Source organism: Erythrobacter sp., assembly GCF_038133525.1.
In the GTDB taxonomy this organism is placed as follows: domain Bacteria; phylum Pseudomonadota; class Alphaproteobacteria; order Sphingomonadales; family Sphingomonadaceae; genus Qipengyuania.
The window spans coordinates 12,122-27,917 of record NZ_JAYPTL010000042.1; the positions used below are offsets into that span (position 1 = coordinate 12,122).

At 61.3% G+C, this 15,796-nt stretch carries 14 protein-coding genes; all 14 read right to left on the reverse strand.

All coding sequences use genetic code 11. From position 1 onward, the window contains the following. On the reverse strand, nt 1-3,685 hold a 3,685-nt coding region (locus tag AAFM29_RS11685; RefSeq protein ID WP_341712975.1), incomplete at its 3' end, for an Ig-like domain-containing protein. 570 nt (nt 3,686-4,255) lie between these two features. Next, on the reverse strand, nt 4,256-4,558 hold the full coding sequence (locus tag AAFM29_RS11690; protein WP_341712976.1) for a prepilin peptidase: 303 nt from the start codon (nt 4,556-4,558) through the stop codon (nt 4,256-4,258). Next, nucleotides 4,543-5,226 carry a tetratricopeptide repeat protein gene (locus AAFM29_RS11695; protein WP_341712977.1) on the reverse strand — a complete coding sequence of 228 codons (684 nt, stop codon included), beginning with the start codon at nt 5,224-5,226 and terminating at the stop codon, nt 4,543-4,545. Before AAFM29_RS11695 ends, AAFM29_RS11690 begins: the two co-directional genes overlap by 16 nt. Nucleotides 5,227-5,228: 2 nt before the next feature. After that, entirely contained in the window at nt 5,229-6,194 is a 966-nt protein-coding gene (locus tag AAFM29_RS11700) for a type II secretion system F family protein (protein WP_341712978.1), read from the reverse strand. 1 nt (nt 6,195) lies between these two features. Then, nucleotides 6,196-7,200 (reverse strand): type II secretion system F family protein, encoded by a 1,005-nt coding sequence (locus AAFM29_RS11705; protein ID WP_341712979.1) that lies wholly within the window; start codon nt 7,198-7,200, stop codon nt 6,196-6,198. Beyond that, nucleotides 7,200-8,414 (reverse strand): CpaF family protein, encoded by a 1,215-nt coding sequence (locus tag AAFM29_RS11710; RefSeq protein WP_341712993.1) that lies wholly within the window; start codon nt 8,412-8,414, stop codon nt 7,200-7,202. The genes AAFM29_RS11705 and AAFM29_RS11710 overlap by 1 nt, the downstream gene beginning before the upstream one ends. A 164-nt stretch (nt 8,415-8,578) precedes the next feature. Next, nucleotides 8,579-9,748, reverse strand: a complete 1,170-nt coding sequence (locus AAFM29_RS11715; RefSeq protein WP_341712980.1) for an AAA family ATPase — start codon at nt 9,746-9,748, stop codon at nt 8,579-8,581. A gap of 109 nt (nt 9,749-9,857) precedes the next feature. Further along, nucleotides 9,858-10,478 carry a TadE/TadG family type IV pilus assembly protein gene (locus AAFM29_RS11720; RefSeq protein ID WP_341712981.1) on the reverse strand — a complete coding sequence of 207 codons (621 nt, stop codon included), beginning with the start codon at nt 10,476-10,478 and terminating at the stop codon, nt 9,858-9,860. Beyond that, the gene (locus tag AAFM29_RS11725; RefSeq protein WP_341712982.1) at nt 10,475-10,972 is read right to left on the reverse strand and encodes a TadE/TadG family type IV pilus assembly protein; all 498 of its coding nucleotides are present in this window, start codon (nt 10,970-10,972) and stop codon (nt 10,475-10,477) included. The genes AAFM29_RS11720 and AAFM29_RS11725 overlap by 4 nt, the downstream gene beginning before the upstream one ends. Then, nucleotides 10,969-12,588 carry a pilus assembly protein TadG-related protein gene (locus tag AAFM29_RS11730; RefSeq protein ID WP_341712983.1) on the reverse strand — a complete coding sequence of 540 codons (1,620 nt, stop codon included), beginning with the start codon at nt 12,586-12,588 and terminating at the stop codon, nt 10,969-10,971. Before AAFM29_RS11730 ends, AAFM29_RS11725 begins: the two co-directional genes overlap by 4 nt. Before the next feature lie 26 nt (nt 12,589-12,614). Further along, complete coding sequence (locus AAFM29_RS11735) at nt 12,615-12,902, reverse strand: hypothetical protein (RefSeq protein WP_341712984.1); 288 nt, start codon at nt 12,900-12,902, stop codon at nt 12,615-12,617. Further along, nucleotides 12,892-14,334: a type II and III secretion system protein family protein gene (locus AAFM29_RS11740; protein ID WP_341712985.1), complete on the reverse strand. Its 1,443-nt coding sequence runs from the start codon at nt 14,332-14,334 to the stop codon at nt 12,892-12,894. Before AAFM29_RS11740 ends, AAFM29_RS11735 begins: the two co-directional genes overlap by 11 nt. After that, nucleotides 14,321-15,211, reverse strand: coding sequence for a Flp pilus assembly protein CpaB (gene cpaB / locus AAFM29_RS11745; protein WP_341712986.1), 891 nt, complete (start codon nt 15,209-15,211; stop codon nt 14,321-14,323). The genes AAFM29_RS11740 and cpaB overlap by 14 nt, the downstream gene beginning before the upstream one ends. Before the next feature lie 75 nt (nt 15,212-15,286). Beyond that, complete coding sequence (locus AAFM29_RS11750) at nt 15,287-15,472, reverse strand: Flp family type IVb pilin (protein WP_341712987.1); 186 nt, start codon at nt 15,470-15,472, stop codon at nt 15,287-15,289. Nucleotides 15,473-15,796: the final 324 nt, after the last annotated feature.

The window sequence follows — 15,796 nt, forward strand, 5'->3', positions numbered from 1 at the left end:
GAAGCGCATCCTCGTCAACCGAACCGGTCAGCTCGACACCCGCGTTCGCGGTCGGCGTGTCGTCGTCGACCGTCACCACCAGCGAGCCCGTGCCGGTCACGCTGTCGCCGTCGTCGTCGGTCGCAACCACCAGGTTACCGAAGTCGATGTCGATGTCGTCTTCGCTGTCGTCGCCGGCATGGTCGAGCACGCCTTCCAGCGTGAACTGCCAGGTGCCCGTCGAGCTCAGCGTCATCGTGAACACCGGGCTGCCGCCAGCGGTCGCCACGATCGAGCCTGCGCTCACCACATAGCTCAGCGCCACACCGCCCGAGGTCAGCCCAAGGCCGGTCAGGTAGGTCTGGGTCGAGGCCGCCGTCTCGAACGCATAGGTCAGCGGGCTGTCCGCACCCGAGTTGAACAGCGTCGCAACGCTGCCACCCGTGGTCAGGCCAACCGTACCCGCGCCACCGTCGATATCGCCAGGGCCGCCTTCGATGCCGCCAGGAAGCGCATCCTCGTCAACCGAACCGGTCAGCTCGACACCCGCGTTCGCGGTCGGAAGATCGTCGGATACGCTGACGGATACCGACGACGACGCCTGGTCGCCATCGAGATCGGTCGCAACGACAAGCACCGAGCCCAGCGCGGCGAGATCATCGCCAAGATTGGGGTGAAGCGCATAGTTGTCGTTCAGGGTGACGGTGACAGTCGCCGTGGTACCGACCACCGAGAGATCGAGTGTAACGATCGTGTCGGCACCGCTGCGGCCGACGATCTGTGTGTCCGAAACACGTTCCCAGGTCAGGCCTCCGCCCAGATTGTCGAGCGCGGTCGGAGTGTCGTCGAAGATGATCGAGACGATCGGATCTGACCCTTCGGTGAAGACGATCGAAGCGGCATCGGTGACCGGGGTCGCCGGGTCCGAGCCGTCTGCAAGGTTCTCGTCGTCGACAGTCAGGCTGATCGGGTCACCTGCCGACGGATCCTTACCGTCGTTGATGGTGATCGGCTGCTTCGCCGTATCGAAATCATCATCGGTATCGGTCAGCGTATAGGTGAACGACGCATCGATCGGACCATTGGTCTGATCCAGCCCGGCAGACGGAGCAAAGGTCCAGTTGCCAAGCGCATCGAAAGTATAGGTGCCGTTGGCGGTCATGACCGAAGTCGTACCTGCCGCAGCGACCGGATAATCCGTGCCGTCGATATTGACCGACGTGACGCTGGCACCGTCGGCGCCTTCGACGTCGTTGTCGATGACATTGCCGGAAAGACCCGTCGGGTCACCCTCTACGACAGCGAGTGCGAGTTCGTCGACTGCGTCGGGAATATCGTCGATAATGCTGACGTTGATCGTGCCGGAGCCGATCAGATTGCCTGCGGTATCATGGACTTCATAGGCGAAACTGTCGGCACCATTCACCACATTGCGCGAATTCTCACCCGTATCGCCGTCGGTGAACGGGGTATCGAGCGTATAGGTGTAGGCACCGGTATCTTCGTTGAGGACCAGGGTCCCGTAGGTACCGTCGCTCGAGCCGGTGAGAGTATAGACGAAAGGTCCGACGGCATCCGACACGGTGATCTGGCCGTTGGCGATTTCGCTGTTGCTGGCGGAATCGCTACCGCCGGGCAGACCTGCTTCGTTGACCAGCGCGTCGTTATCGCTGACGTTGCCGGCAACGTTGTCGATGCCGACCGTCAGGGTCGCGGTCGACGTATCACCGTCACCATCGACGATCGTGTAGGTGAAGGTGTCGGTCGCATCGGTATTGGTCGAATTGGGCGTCGAGACATAGCTGTAGACGCCGGTCGTGGCGTTCACGGTCAGCGTGCCATACTGGCCCTGGATCACCAGATTGCCGTCGACGACGGTGGTGGTCCCGCTTTCGGTGTTGATGCTGGTGAGGCCGATGATTCCGGCAAAGCCATCGGCGCCGGGAACATCATCCGTTCCATCGGACAGCAGGTTGCCGCCAACGGTACCGCCTTCTTCGACGCTTGCGACATTGTCGAAGGCGGTCGGGGCGTCATCGTCGAACACGATATTGAGCGTGGTCGCGACGCTATCCCCATCGCTGTCGGTCACGATGAAGCCGATCGCGGTGGTGGCGTCGATCGCTTCGTCGTTCGGGCCGCCAGCATGCAGTACGTTGTCGACCAGGGTAACCTGGTATTCGCCGGTGGCGGCATTGGTCAGTTCGACCGTGAACAGCACGCCGCGCGGGCCGGTCGCCGTCAGGACGTTGCCTGCAAGCGAATAGGTGACCTGCTCGGTACCGATGGTTGCCGTCGCGCCATTGAGCGCCGGATCGAAGGCCACCGATGCGGGCGCGTCGACGCCTACGTTGAAGGCGAGGGTGCCGGTGAAGCTGGCTTCGCTGGTGTCAGCCGCGTCGTCGCCGACATTGGCGTCGAGATCGCCAGTGGTCGAATTGGGATTGCCGCCGACCAGGCCGTCATCGTCCACCGTAGCCGTAACCAAGCCACCGGTCGGAACCGTATCGGGGACAAGCGAGATGGTGACCGTCGCACGAGCAGTGTCGTTATCGCCATCGGTAATGGTGTAGTCGAAAGTGACATTGCCTTCTTCGCCCGGTCCGGGCGTGTAGGTGAAGGTCCCGTCACCATTGTTCACCAGGGTGCCAGTGCCGCTGAGAGTGCCGTCGACGAACTGGATCGTCGAAAGGGCGACGCCATCGGCACCGGGCGTGTCATTGGCGAAGACATCGACCGTGACCGGGGCGGATTCCGAGTCTTGCGCCGCGGAATCGTCGCGCGCGATCGGCGTATCGTTGATGACTTCGATCTGGAGCGTCGCCGAAGCCCGATCGCCATCGGTGTCGACGATGGTCATCGTGAAGAAGCCATCGACCGTTTCGCCCAACAGGTTGTCGGCGAGCGTGTAGCTGAAACCGATCCGTCCACCGGCGAGATCGATGCTGGTGATCGTCAGCGTGCCGAAGGGCGAGACGAAGGTCTGGCCGATGGCGGTGATTGCAACATCGTTGATCAGCACCGCAGCGGCACCATCAGGCGCGTCGAATACGATCGTACCGGTGGTGGTTTCGACATCGGTTTCCGAAGCGGTACCAGCGGATTCGGCAATACCATCGACTGTACGCGCGGGCAGGCCCGCTTCATCGACCGATGCGATCGCGGCGATCGCGCCGGCCGGATTGTCCGGCGTTACAATCACGATCACCGGTGGGTCGTTGACCACACCGGGGAAGATTTCCTCTTCACGGGTCTCGGGGAAGGAAAGCTCGGTGTAAGGAAGCAGGTCGCCGAGCGCGTAGGCGTCCTGGATATCGCCAACATCGCCGGCGAAATTGCCACCCGAGCTCTGCACGCTGCCGGCGGCGGGTTCGGGCTCGCTGCCCGTCAGGAGTGCCGCAATGTTTTGCGGCGGGACGCTGACGCCATCGACTTCGAATTGCGGGACGATGATCGCGCCATCCGGAATGCGGATAACCGAGCCATCTTCGAGCGTGATGATGAGGTCTCGACCATCGACCGCAAGCGCATCGAGCGAAACACCTGCAGGGAGACGGACGACATTGTCCGGCCCGACGATCTGGGTCTGCTCGGCGGCAAGGCCCGCTTGCGCCATGGCGACAAGGGGGCCCCGGCCCAGCTCACTGGACAGTTCGTCGTGGTTTTCCTGGCCATCTTCCGAGATGCCGCGACCAGTGTAGTCCATCATTACAAGTCCCTCCGCACGAAACGGAGGGACACCGACGATGTCGATGCCGCACGCGAAACACCGAAAACACCGAAGCTTCGCCCGAAACCAATCGGGCGCAATCCTTCTTCGATCCAGTGCTTCGCGGCCCGTTCCGGTTCACTTCGCAAGGTCGGGACGTTCCCGACTTGCGATGATTCGTTCTCACAATGAAATCAGCGATCTGGTATGGTTGCAATAGAATTAACCGTTTAGGGATTCTTTTAAGCAACCATCCACAGAGTCGACGATCTCGATGCAACACGCTGTAAACGCGTCTTTTACGAGGGTGTGAGGGGAATTTCCGAGGTGTCCCAAGGCTGGACTAGTCGCCCAATAGTGACCTCGGTTGCCCGGATATCGGTCGATCAAAAGGAAACCGTGGGAGCAATCATCACAAAATGGAGGCGATTCTGGGCCACGACTCGGCGAGGAATCCGCAAAAGATCGGGACCGCATAGGGCAAGGTCCAGCTCTGCCTTTTGCCATCTCGGACCAGTTTGAAACCGCGGTACCAGATGGTCATCAGGGCCACCATCACGAGGCCGCTCAACCGAGCATTGGCAATGCCCGGTCCAACGGGATCGCAAACGCAGCAGCGGCATAGAATTTCGCATCGCCTGCACCGATCATCCGCACGGCAAAAAGAAGCATGCCGACAAGCAGGGCGATAAGCGCATGGATCGCGGTTGACCCAACTAGGGTCCAATCCGGGCCGAGGGCAGCCGCAGCGGCCGCCGCAACTGCCATCGCCAATACCAGCCAGTTCGGGATGCGGCGGGTCCGAAGGTCCCAGACGGCGCCGATCAACCCAAGCGCGGCCGCCAGGGCCAGCGCTATTTCTGCAGCCACGGGGCGAATACCACCTCAAAGGATCGCGAAGCCGGCGCAGTCGCCATGGCAATTTCTGGTGCCTTTGGCGTGTCCGCCTGGTCATCGATCGGGGCCGGAGCGACGGCGGCCTGGCGGTATTCGACCTTCATGGTCGGCGCCTGCACCGGTTCAGCCGTCTGGATGCGGAATTCACCCGCAGAGACGCGATGGACACGATCGATAGCGACCGGGGCCCTTGGGCCAGGAGCCGCATCAGGGGCGGCCGCAGCCGACGCAAGCTTGGCGGTCGCGGTCCTTTGCCGCGCCATCAGCACCTGGCCTTGCAGGCGCAGGAGATTGGCGACGTAGCGTGTATCGTCGGGCTGCAGCAGGATCGCGGTCCGGAAATAGCGTTCCGCCAGATCAGGGCGGCCCAGCTTGGCATAGGCCACTGCCAGCCCGTTATTGGCTTCGGCGGCGCTGTCGCTATCCAGCCGCGCCAGCTGGAATGCGGCAACGGCGCGCGATATATTGCCCTCACGCAGGTATTGCCGCCCTTCCTCGAGCTGCAACGGGCCTGCATCCTTACCTCGCAGCGTGGGTGCATCCGACCTGGACATGAAGCGGCCATGCCAAGGCGATGACTGACATCCGGCCACGGCTGCGGCCATCGTGGCCACCACCAAGATTTTCCTGAATTCAAGCATGGTCAGTTTCCTCCCATTGCAGGCAAGAGTTCGCGAATGACCCTGATAATCCCAGGCATCATCAACACGCCGATCATGGTCGGCAGCATGTTCACGACGAGGGGAATGGAGATAAGCACCGGCAAGCGGTGGGCGCGCTCTTCCGCGCGCATCCTGCGCTTCTCGCGCATTTCAGCCGAGTAGACCCTGAGCGTATCCGAAACGCTGGTGCCAAGCTTGTCGGACTGGATCAGCAGTGTCGCGAAGCTCTTGATCTCGGTCACCCCGCTCTTTTCGCCCATCCGCCGCAAGGCGTCTTCGCGCCGCGCGCCAGCGCGCAGCTGCAGGGTCACTTCGAGCAGGATGCCCGCAATCAACGGATGCGATTGCACCATCTCGCGACCGACACGGTCCATCGACGCCTCAAGCCCCAGCCCCGCTTCGACGCAAACCAGCATCAGGTCCAGGCAATCGGGAAATCCATTGGTTATCGCTTCACGCCTGCGATCGGCCTTTGCGGCGACGATCAGATTGGGAAGATACAGCCCAAGCAGAGCGGCCAGAGAGCCGTAAAGATAGAGCTTGGTCCCACTAAGTTCCGATCCAACCAGTTGCATGTAGCCAAGCAGGCTGAGCGGGAGCGCAAAGATCAGAACCAGTCGTACAAGGGTGAATATCTTGGGCGCGGCGGGTGACGTATAACCTGCTGCCAGCAGCTTCTCGCGCAGCACATCGCCCTGGGTATCGGAAAGATTCAAACCAGCCCGTTCGAGCCGGTCTGCCAATTCGGTCCAGGCACTGGTCCGCTTATCCTGCAGCGTATCGCGGCGCTTGATGCCACCCCCGGCAATCTGCTGGATATTCTGGCGGGTCTCGATGCGACGGGCCGAAATCCGCCCCACGCTGATCACGGCGAAGATGACCAGTGCAAAGACAAGCGCGAGGAGCGACAATCTAGCCAGCTGGTTGGTGACAAGAAAGTTCAGCATCTCACACCTTCAGATTCACGAGATTCTTGATCCAGAAGACACCGATGAAGAACCACAGGATCATCGTCGGGAATCCGATCATGAAGATCGGGTCCCCCGCCACCTCGAGGTAGAATTGGGGATTCATCGAAAACAGGATCACGAAGGTCAGCACCGGAAGTCCAGTCAACAGCCACCCGGTCATGCGGCCTTCCGAACTGAGCGCGCGAACCTTTAGATAGAGGCTGGCCCGCTCGCGGATGACCCTCGACAGGCTGTCGAGAATCTCGGCCAGATTGCCTCCGGTCTCATTCTGGACCGAGAGCGACACGCTGAACATGCGCAGATCGTCGAGGTCCCAGCGCTCCGCCATGTCGTCAAGCGCTTCGTTCAGGTCCGCACCGTAGGATATTTCATCCGCGATGAGGCCGAACTCGGTTCCGATCGGATCGTTCATTTCCTGGGTGAGCAGTTCGATCGCGGATGAGACGGGGTGCCCGGCCCGCAGGGCGCGGACGAAGACGTCGAGCGCCACCGGAAATTGTTCCTGCATCGTCTTGCGTCGCCGCTGCGCGAGGAAACTTACCGCGAGGACCGGCAGACCCACCGCCGATGCAAGCGCAACGGCGATGATCAGCTGGATCACCCCGAGGGTAAGCGTATAGCCTGACGACAATGCCAGCATGGTGACTACCAGCATCACCAGCGCGAACAGCGCAGCAATGCCCAGCAGGATTTGTGCGAAACCGAAGGGCACGGCTGCCATCAGCAAATTGCGCTGGAAGGACCTGTATAGACCCCCGAAAATCCCGAGGTTGATCGAGGTCGCCATCGGATCGTGTTTGCGCAGAGCACCGATGATCTCTTCGCGCTTATGTCCTGTCGCAATCAGTTTCAGCCGCTTGTTGACCGCCCCGATATGGGCGCGCCCTTCCACTGCAACCCGCAGGAAAAGCTGCGAAGCGAGGAAGATCGAGGCAAAGACCGCCAGCAGGATGAGGAGGCGCGTGAGGTCACCCGACAGCATCAGACCCTCCCCAGATCGAGGTTCGGGCGGAACAGTTCGGGAGACAAGGCAATGCCGTGCTCGGCTGCGTTGTCGAGGAACTTGGGGCGGATGCCGGTGGCTTCATGCCGCCCCAGAACTTCACCGTTCTCGCCGCGCCCTTCCATCTTGAAGCGGAAGATTTCCTGCATCGAGATCGTCTGGCCTTCCATGCCGACCAATTCCGATAGGCTCAGCAGCCGGCGGCGGCCGTCAGCTTGGCGACCGATCTGGATCACGACGTTGACTGCGGAGGCAATCTGGGCACGCGCCGATGTCGCCGAGATCTCGACCCCGCTCATACCGATCATCTGTTCGACACGGGCGAGCGAATCGCGCGGCGTATTGGCATGAACCGTGGTCATCGACCCGTCGTGACCGGTATTCATAGCCTGCAACATGTCGAAGGCCTCGCCGGCGCGAACCTCGCCCACGATGATGCGGTCAGGGCGCATACGCAGGGCGTTCTTCACCAGGTCGCGCTGGGTGACTTCGCCCTTGCCTTCGATATTGGGCGGCCGCGTCTCCAGCCGGGCGACATGTTCCTGCTGGAGCTGAAGTTCGGCTGAGTCCTCGATCGTCACGATGCGTTCGCGCCCGTCGATATAGGACGACAGCGCATTGAGCAGGGTCGTCTTGCCCGAACCGGTACCGCCAGAGATCAGGACATTGCGACGCGAGCGAACAATGGCAGAGAGCACCTCGGCCACCGCGGCAGGAATACTGCCCAGCTCGATCAGTTTTTCCATCCCGATCCGCTTCTTGGCGAATTTGCGGATCGAAAGCAGCGAACCGTCGAGCGCCAGCGGGGCAACGATGGCGTTGACACGCGAGCCATCGGCGAGACGGGCATCGACGAAGGGCGATGACTCGTCGACGCGCCTTCCGACCGCGCTGACAATCTTCTGGATGATACGCAGCAGGTGCCGTTCATCCTGAAAGCGGGTCGAAACGCGCTCGAGCAGGCCGAAACGCTCGACGAACACGTCCTTATGTCCGTTCACCAGGATATCGGTAATCGTATCGTCTGCGAGAAGCGGTTCGAGCGGGCCGAGGCCAAGCAGTTCGTCGAGCACTTCGCCCACCAACCGCTTGCGTTCGGCCGCGTTGAGCGCCGCGTCCTCTTCGATCAGCAAGCCGAGTACGATGTCCCCGATCTCTTCCTCGATCTGCTCGCGCGAAAGGCGCTCGAGCATGCTCAGATTGATCCGGTCCAGCAGTTTACGATGGATGGTGGTCTTGAGGGTGAGGAGTTTCTCGACCTCCGCATCAACCTCGAACGGAAGGTCGACTGCAGGAAGTTCACCCGTATCATCGCTCGAGATAGTGCTCGGCTCACCGCGATTGCCCAGTTGCCACTTCATCGCGCGCTCTCCGCTACCGCAGCCGCAACGAGTTCGGACAGCTTCTCCATATCGCTCACGAACGGACTCTTCCGGCGGACGGATCCGGCCAGCACACCTTGGTCCTGCGCCGAACTGAGCGTTGTATGATCGCTCGAAATCCCCGCTAACACGGGACGCCCCAGCGCCTCTTCAACGTCGCCCATATTGATCGAACTGAAGAGCTTCTTCTCGGTCCGATTTACGACGATCGAGACCAGGCGATGGTCCAGCCCAAGGTTGCGGAACAGATCGAGCCGCCGCCGGGCCTGCCGCAAGCTGGCAAGGCTCTGTTCCACGACCATGATAATGCTGCTGGCTCCGGCCAGGATACCGAGCGACCAGTTGGTCAAGCTGGCAGGAAGATCGAGCACGACATAGTCGTATTCCTGGCGGGCAAGGTCGATGACCCGCGCAAGGTCTTCAGCGCGCACAGCCTCGATCGGGATGATTTCGGCGGGCGCCGCGATCAGGTCGAGGCCGCTCGGGTGACTCTGAGCGACGGTATGGAGCAGCGAAGCGTCCATGCGTTTGCCCGCATCGAGCAGGTCGCTCAGTGTCCGCCGTGGGGTCAGGCCCAGCACTTCAGCCAGTCGGCCGAACTGGATATCGAGATCGAATATGCAGACCCTTGCCCGTCGCTCGCCCCCGGCCCGATCGGCAGCCAAATGGCTGGCGATCGTCGTCGCGCCGGAGCCGCCCAGCGCCCGCGTCACCGCAATCAACGGCGCAAGCCGCACTTCACTGACGGTAGCTTCGCGATGCGTTTCGAGAACGGCGACCACTGTCTGCAGGATCTCTTCCGCAGAGAAGGGGAGTTCGACAACATCGGCGACGCCTTCGCGTACCAGCGTGCGAACCAGCTTGAGGTCGACATCGCGCATGGCGACGATTTGCGGCATTCCCGGGCGGGAGCGATGCAAGTGGCGAATACGGTCCATGCTGGCGGGGATCGCCGGGTCGACTTCGAACAGGACGATGCCGGACTGGCCAAGCTGATGCTCAGGAATGGCCTCGCCGGGGCCGACCGGAATGTAGTTGGCATCGGCCAGCCACTCCGCACCGCTGGAGGATCGGAGCGCCTCGATGTGCTCGGGCGAAGCGATAACCGAAAGCGGTGCGGACAGTTGCAACTCAGCCCCCTTCATTCGATCAGCAATGTATTCGCCGTGGCCCATAGTTTTCTTTCCAAGTTCTTCCATGTAATCCATCAATTATTTCGGCATTTTTATTATGTTATCTTTTATGTAATGCCTCTCAGTTGTATTGCGTCCCTGCTCCATCTTCCATTGTGAGTGTATATTGAAAGTCGGGGAACCCTACGGTCCCGCCGAATAGAAATATCGAAGTGAAATCCATGTTGGTCAGCCGAACCGTAACGAACGGGGCAATGTCCATTCCCGAAGGGTTACCCGCATAACCGAGCCCGGACCCCGAATATTCCACCGTGATGTCCGCATCCTCGACCATCGGCCAGATCTGCTTCACGCGGTTCGCCATGACCGCGAAGGCAGCCGTGTCGAGCGTCAGAGTACCGCCAAGGCACGGTGTCACCGTGCACGTGCACGCGGTCGAAGTGCAGGTAATCGTGCCCAGCGCTGCCTGCGGAATGCGGTCACCCTGGCCCAGTTGAACCCCGCCAACCGTGACACCCGAGAAAGTGTAGGTGGTCAGCTGAGTGACGAGCGGATTGGTGACCACCGCTACGCGGGCGCCTACCTGGGTCGCCTTCTCGCCGCGATTGAAATCATAGGCGTATCGCCCGGCATCGATGAGGCCCAGCATGAACAGCATGATCAGCGGCAGCAGCAGGGCGAATTCGGCCACACCGCCGCTCTGGTCCGCGATGAAGCGGCGAAGGATGGTCCGCCCCGTCATATGCCCATCACCGCGGCTTGCTGGGTTGCGTTGAGTTGATAGCTGTCGGTCAGCACGCCGACCCCGTCGAACAGCGATTGGTAATCGACGTTCGCGGTCACGCTGATGACCGGGGCATTCGTTTCACCGGTGTAGATGCCTGTCGTCACTGCTGTCCCCGGACAGATGACCGCCACTGTGACATCAGCATTGACCCAGCCGGGCACGCGCGAGGATCCACCCGATGGGCGTCCGGTCCGCGTAACTTCCTTGATCGCCGTGACAACCGCCGAAGGGATCGATGAACCGGTATCGCAATTGATCGAAGTGAAGCTCTGCCGGCTGGCGTAGCGGGCGCCATCGCGCACGCCCTTCACCACCTGGTGCTGGTTGTAGAAGTAATAGGATACTTCCAGCGCACCGAACAGCATGAGCACCAACAAGGGCAGCAGCAGCGCAAGCTCGGCTGCGGCGGCGCCGTCTTGCCGGCGAACGAGGGTGCGCAACCAGGTCACTTGATAAGAAACGGAACATCGCGGCGGATGACCGTCCCTGCTGTTTCACCAACGGCGCTGGCGTCCGATTCCCCGACGATCTCCATATAGATATCGGTTTTCGCTGTACGATCGCGCTTGAGGCTAGGTTCGACGAGAAACACGTCGATGAATTTACGAATCCGGTAGGGGCCGCTCTTGCCCCGCACATTCTCGGCATGGCAGTTGATCACCGCCACGGACATCCGTCGGCGGTCGGCCACATCGTCCGCCGGGACCGAACCCGAGCCATAGGACTTGTGCGGGCTGCAAACCGGGGTGCCGTAGTTGGTCCGGGTGCCATTCACGATGTTACCCAAGACCTTGGCTCCACCGATCGTATTGCCGCGCTCCTTGATTTCCCACTTGTACACTTCATAGCGAGTGGGACGATTGGGTCGTCCTGCCGGACCGGATAGCGTCAGGCCGGTATTGGTTGGCCACTGCCCAGACGTCCAGCCATAGCGTGAACGAAAATAGGCATCGCGATCCCAGAAGCCGTCACCGAAGCGACCGCAGCTCCGCGGATCGATCGAGTGGCAAACATCGCGCGGGTGGCCCATCGCGATGGGTGTCGTGGTGGCTGGTAGCGCCGCATCAGCTGTCGGCAGGTAGCGATCGGAGGTGGAGCTCTGCATCGCCCAGCCATTGCTCTCGCCGTTCTGGCCATAGGTGCAGGCCTTGCCATTGCTGAAGTTTGGAACGCCGGCAGTATCCGACAAATGCGTTACGTCCTTGATCGCATTGATCGAAGACGGGCAGGTCCCGCCAGCCGGGCAGCTGTCGTAAACATCGAATCGCGTGTTGATCGCTTCCTGTGTCGAGGCCTTGAGGCCAGGCTCGATCTCTGCGTCGATGACTTCGGGACCATTGACCGGTACGCAATTACCGGTCGGCGAGACCCAGGCGAGCGCCTGCTCCACGCCGGTCGCACCTGCGCCCAAGTCAAGGAAACCGAAGGCGCCGGGATCCCAGAAACCCTGCTGCACCACCAACAGGCCCTGGCCGATATGGTTGGCAGCGATGAAATCGACATCCTCATCCGTGTTGTTCAACGGCTCGTCGGGGTTGCAGATCATCAGCGGCGGGATGCGGCACACGGCCGACCCGATACCCGCCACAGCTTCGGCAGAGATATCGCCGAAAAAGGCACCGACCACCGGTGTCAGCGCATAGTTCGCCCTGCGCGTATCAACCTTGACCCGGATGAAGCGAGCCTTGGAATCTGCGTCCGCCGCGGTCGTATCGACCGGATTGGTGCCAGCCTCTGCGTCAGCCTGCGTCTCGTAGAAGAAGACCCCCGTCCCGACATCACCTAGCGTAACGGTTGCCCCGCCGGCATCGTTGGAAAACAAGGTGGCATTGGTCGCCAGCCCGTTGCGGGCTGCGGCCGTGGCCCGGGTGATCGAACCGCTCAGCTGGTCTAGCTGGGTTGCCCCCGCGAGGGCCGCCTGATCGGCGGCATTCTGAAGCTCGGAATCCATGCCAGCAACGCGGGCATAGTCGAACCCGATCCCCACTGCGGCGACAAGCGCTGGGAGAGCCAGCGCGTAAAGCGCGGCGCTGGCCCCGCTTTCATCGCTCCTGAATCTCCGCAACCAACTCATGTCCGCCTCTCATGTCCTCAGTTCGGGCCGGAACCCGTTCCGACATCGGTCGTCTTGATGTTGTCGGGCTGTTTCACCGTATCGGTGCGATAGCGCTCAACCGCATCGGCGGCGTGTTCGCCGCTGGTCACCATCTCGCCGTCATATTCAGGCTCAGGGTTGATGACCTGCGCCATCATCGTCTGGCGATTGGCCTCACCAAAGGAGGCATCACCTGGCGCATCGAAAATCGATTTGTCGGCGCAGCCAGCCAGCAAGGGAAGGGTTGCAACCAACGCCCAGCGCAGCAGCTTGTCAGTATTCATAATCGCCTCCCTGATCGGCTGAGGGTTCCTTTGGTGCGGCAAGTTCACCAGCCGGCACCGGATCGTAGGATTCACCCGAAAGGATGGTGGTCGCCGCTTCCGGATCACGCACGCGATCGGTAGGCAAGCGAACCTGTGAAGGCTTGATCGGCTTCACCAGTCGCGGCGTTACGACGATCAGCAGTTCGGTCTCGCCCTTCTGGAACTGCGTCGAGCGGAACAGCGCGCCGATGATCGGCAGGCTGCCGAGCAACGGGACCTGGTTGACCGTGGTCTTGAAATCCTGCTGCAACAGGCCAGCAATGGCGAAGCTTTCACCGTCGCGCAATTCGAGCGTGGTGGAGGCACGGCGGGTCTGCAGGCCAGGGATCGAAAGACCATTGACCTGGATCGAGGCCGTTGGATCGATCGAGCTGACTTCGGGTTCGACGACGAGGTTGATGGTGTTGTCACCAAGGACCGTCGGGGTGAAACCCAAGCTAACGCCGAAAGGCTTGAACTCGATGCTGACCCGGCCAAAGCCGTTCTCGTCACCGGTCCCGCCCCCGCCGCCGGACTGAACGACCGGGATCGGGAACTCACCGCCAGCGAGGAACGATGCCTTTTCTCCGGAAAGAGCGACCAGGGTGGGTTCTGCCAGGGTCTTTGCGAAGCCCTTTTCTTCCAACACGTTGAGATAGGCGTCGAAGTCGATACCCAATGCATTGAACGTCGCGCCGATCACACCGAAGCTGTCGCGAATTGCGGAGAAGCTAAGGATATCGCCCGGAGCATCAACAGTTCCGGGGGTAAGTCCAGCGCCTGGGCCGAAGGCGGCACCGAAGTCGCCACCGCGGTCGATACCGAAACCACGAACACCGACGTCTTCACCCACGGAGCGACTGACCTCGGCAAACTTGACCTCCAGCATAACCTGCTGGCTGCTGCCGAGCGAGATCATGTTCACGACCTTTTCGCCAGCATAGGTACTGGCCAGCCGAACCGCCCGGTCGATGGTGCCTACATCATTGGCCAAGCCGGTCAGCACCAGCGATTCGCCGGAGATATGCGCGTCGATGTCGCTACCGGGAAGTAGCTGAGCAACTTGAGTGCGGAATGCCTCGGCATCGGGCCCGACCGACACGTCCATGACCGAGAGCACGCGGCCGCGTGCATCGTAAAGCGTGAGGCTGGTAGTCCCCATCCCCTTGCCCAGAACGTAGAGCGAGTTCTCCGTCAGCGCGACGATATCGGCGATTTCGGCATTGCCGATCAGCGCCTTGGCGATCGGGCGATCGGCCGTCACCACCTGGCTCTTGTTGACCGGGATCTCCAGCGTACCGGCATGGATGCCGGCGCCGGTGGACTGCGCGGTCGCCGGGATGGCCGCAGCCAGCACCAGCGGCAGGGCCGCAGCGGCAAGCGCGCGGCGGATCAGATCAGTTCGTGCCACGGTTCACCTCCTGGCGCGCACCCTCGGTGCCGCGATAGATTGTCATGGTCGGGCCACTATGGGTGGGCGCAATCGCACCCGCCGGAGCCGTTCCGGATGGACGATAGGGGACCGCACCGCCGCTGCGGGCCGGGGCACTGGCACTGCTACGCGAGGTATAGCGCAGCCGCCCACCCGGAAGATCGCGCGTGGTCACGACCTGCGTCCCGCCGACGAGCTGGTTCTCGACATTGCGCAAGACGAGGGTCAACCGGCCGCTTTCAGACGCAAGCGCGAGCTTCTGCGCATTGTACTGGTCGGTCAGCAAGGTCGCCATCTTGAGTTCTTGCGGCTCGGTGCTGGTTTCCGAAGCCCGACGGTCGATTGCGATCACCTGGACGTTCTCGAGCACCACTGAAGTAACTTTTTCTTCCTCGCCGCCCGGGATGGTGCGGGTCATCAGGACATCGACAACATCGCCCGGAGTCACGAAGCCGGCAACGCCGGCCACTTCGTTGACGGGAATGGTCACCGCACGCATGTTTTCCGGTATGTTCTCGGACAGCACGGCGCGGGTGGAAATGCGGGATTGCAGGATCGGCTCGCCCTGCGCGATGGGACGGATGGCAACGTCGGTACCGGCGAACTTGCTCATGTCGGTAATCGCGCCAGGCGGGACCGATTGCGAGGGCCAATTAACCAGGCGCACCGTATCGGTGGTCAGCGGTGATCCGAACTCAAGGTCCTGCGCGGCGACCGCGACACGAACCAGTTGCTGTTCTTCGGCAACGCGCTCCTGCTGCGCCTCGACGCCTGAAAAATAGGCATTGGTGAGGTAGACCGCGAACAATCCGAGCACGAGTGCTACAGCGATGATGATGATATTACGCCGTTCCATTTCACCCCCCAGTGCGTCTGCCCAAATAAGCAGTATGGGCGGCCCCGGCTTAGGACCGCCCAAACCCATCCTGTCTTAGCAGGTGGTGGAGCTCGGAGCGTCAATGCAGGCTCCAGTGCGCGTCATTGCACCGCCGATCGAGTCGGCGAGAATGCCGGCACCGGTAACAATGGCAATGCCGACCACGATAAGGATCAGCGCATATTCGGCCGCCGAGGCGCCCGATTCGTCAGCGACGAAGGTCTTCAGGAAATTGGTCATGATACTATACCCTAAACAAGCTGGCAGGGGTCCCCCCACCTGATGCACAAAGGCTCCGGCCTCTATTTCCGGCTTGCCCTGTCCGTGCGGGTATCTCTGGAACCGGCGCGACCGTTTTCTGTTATTCCGACGATCACGCCGGTTCAGAAACGCCGTTCCCTCACGGAACCCCTGTATAATTCCACAGTTGAGAAACCAGTCAACTTTTCAGCAACCGGTTTCTTTTTGTACACTTTTTCAATGACTTGCAGGGCGAAAAGTTTAATTTTTTGGTTAACTTATTCGGGATAGATGGCAACAAGGCAACGCTTTTGGCGACCCGTA

Coding starts and splice junctions, on each gene's coding strand:
- AAFM29_RS11750 (WP_341712987.1), bottom strand. CDS start 15,472: ATGACCAATTTCCTGAAGACCTTCGTCGCTGACGAATCGGGCGCCTCG.
- cpaB (WP_341712986.1), bottom strand. CDS start 15,211: ATGGAACGGCGTAATATCATCATCATCGCTGTAGCACTCGTGCTCGGA.
- AAFM29_RS11720 (WP_341712981.1), bottom strand. CDS start 10,478: ATGACGGGGCGGACCATCCTTCGCCGCTTCATCGCGGACCAGAGCGGC.
- AAFM29_RS11705 (WP_341712979.1), bottom strand. CDS start 7,200: ATGCTGTCGGGTGACCTCACGCGCCTCCTCATCCTGCTGGCGGTCTTT.
- AAFM29_RS11695 (WP_341712977.1), bottom strand. CDS start 5,226: ATGCTTGAATTCAGGAAAATCTTGGTGGTGGCCACGATGGCCGCAGCC.
- AAFM29_RS11710 (WP_341712993.1), bottom strand. CDS start 8,414: ATGCTCGAGCGCCTTTCGCGCGAGCAGATCGAGGAAGAGATCGGGGAC.
- AAFM29_RS11700 (WP_341712978.1), bottom strand. CDS start 6,194: ATGCTGAACTTTCTTGTCACCAACCAGCTGGCTAGATTGTCGCTCCTC.
- AAFM29_RS11735 (WP_341712984.1), bottom strand. CDS start 12,902: ATGAATACTGACAAGCTGCTGCGCTGGGCGTTGGTTGCAACCCTTCCC.
- AAFM29_RS11715 (WP_341712980.1), bottom strand. CDS start 9,748: ATGAAGGGGGCTGAGTTGCAACTGTCCGCACCGCTTTCGGTTATCGCT.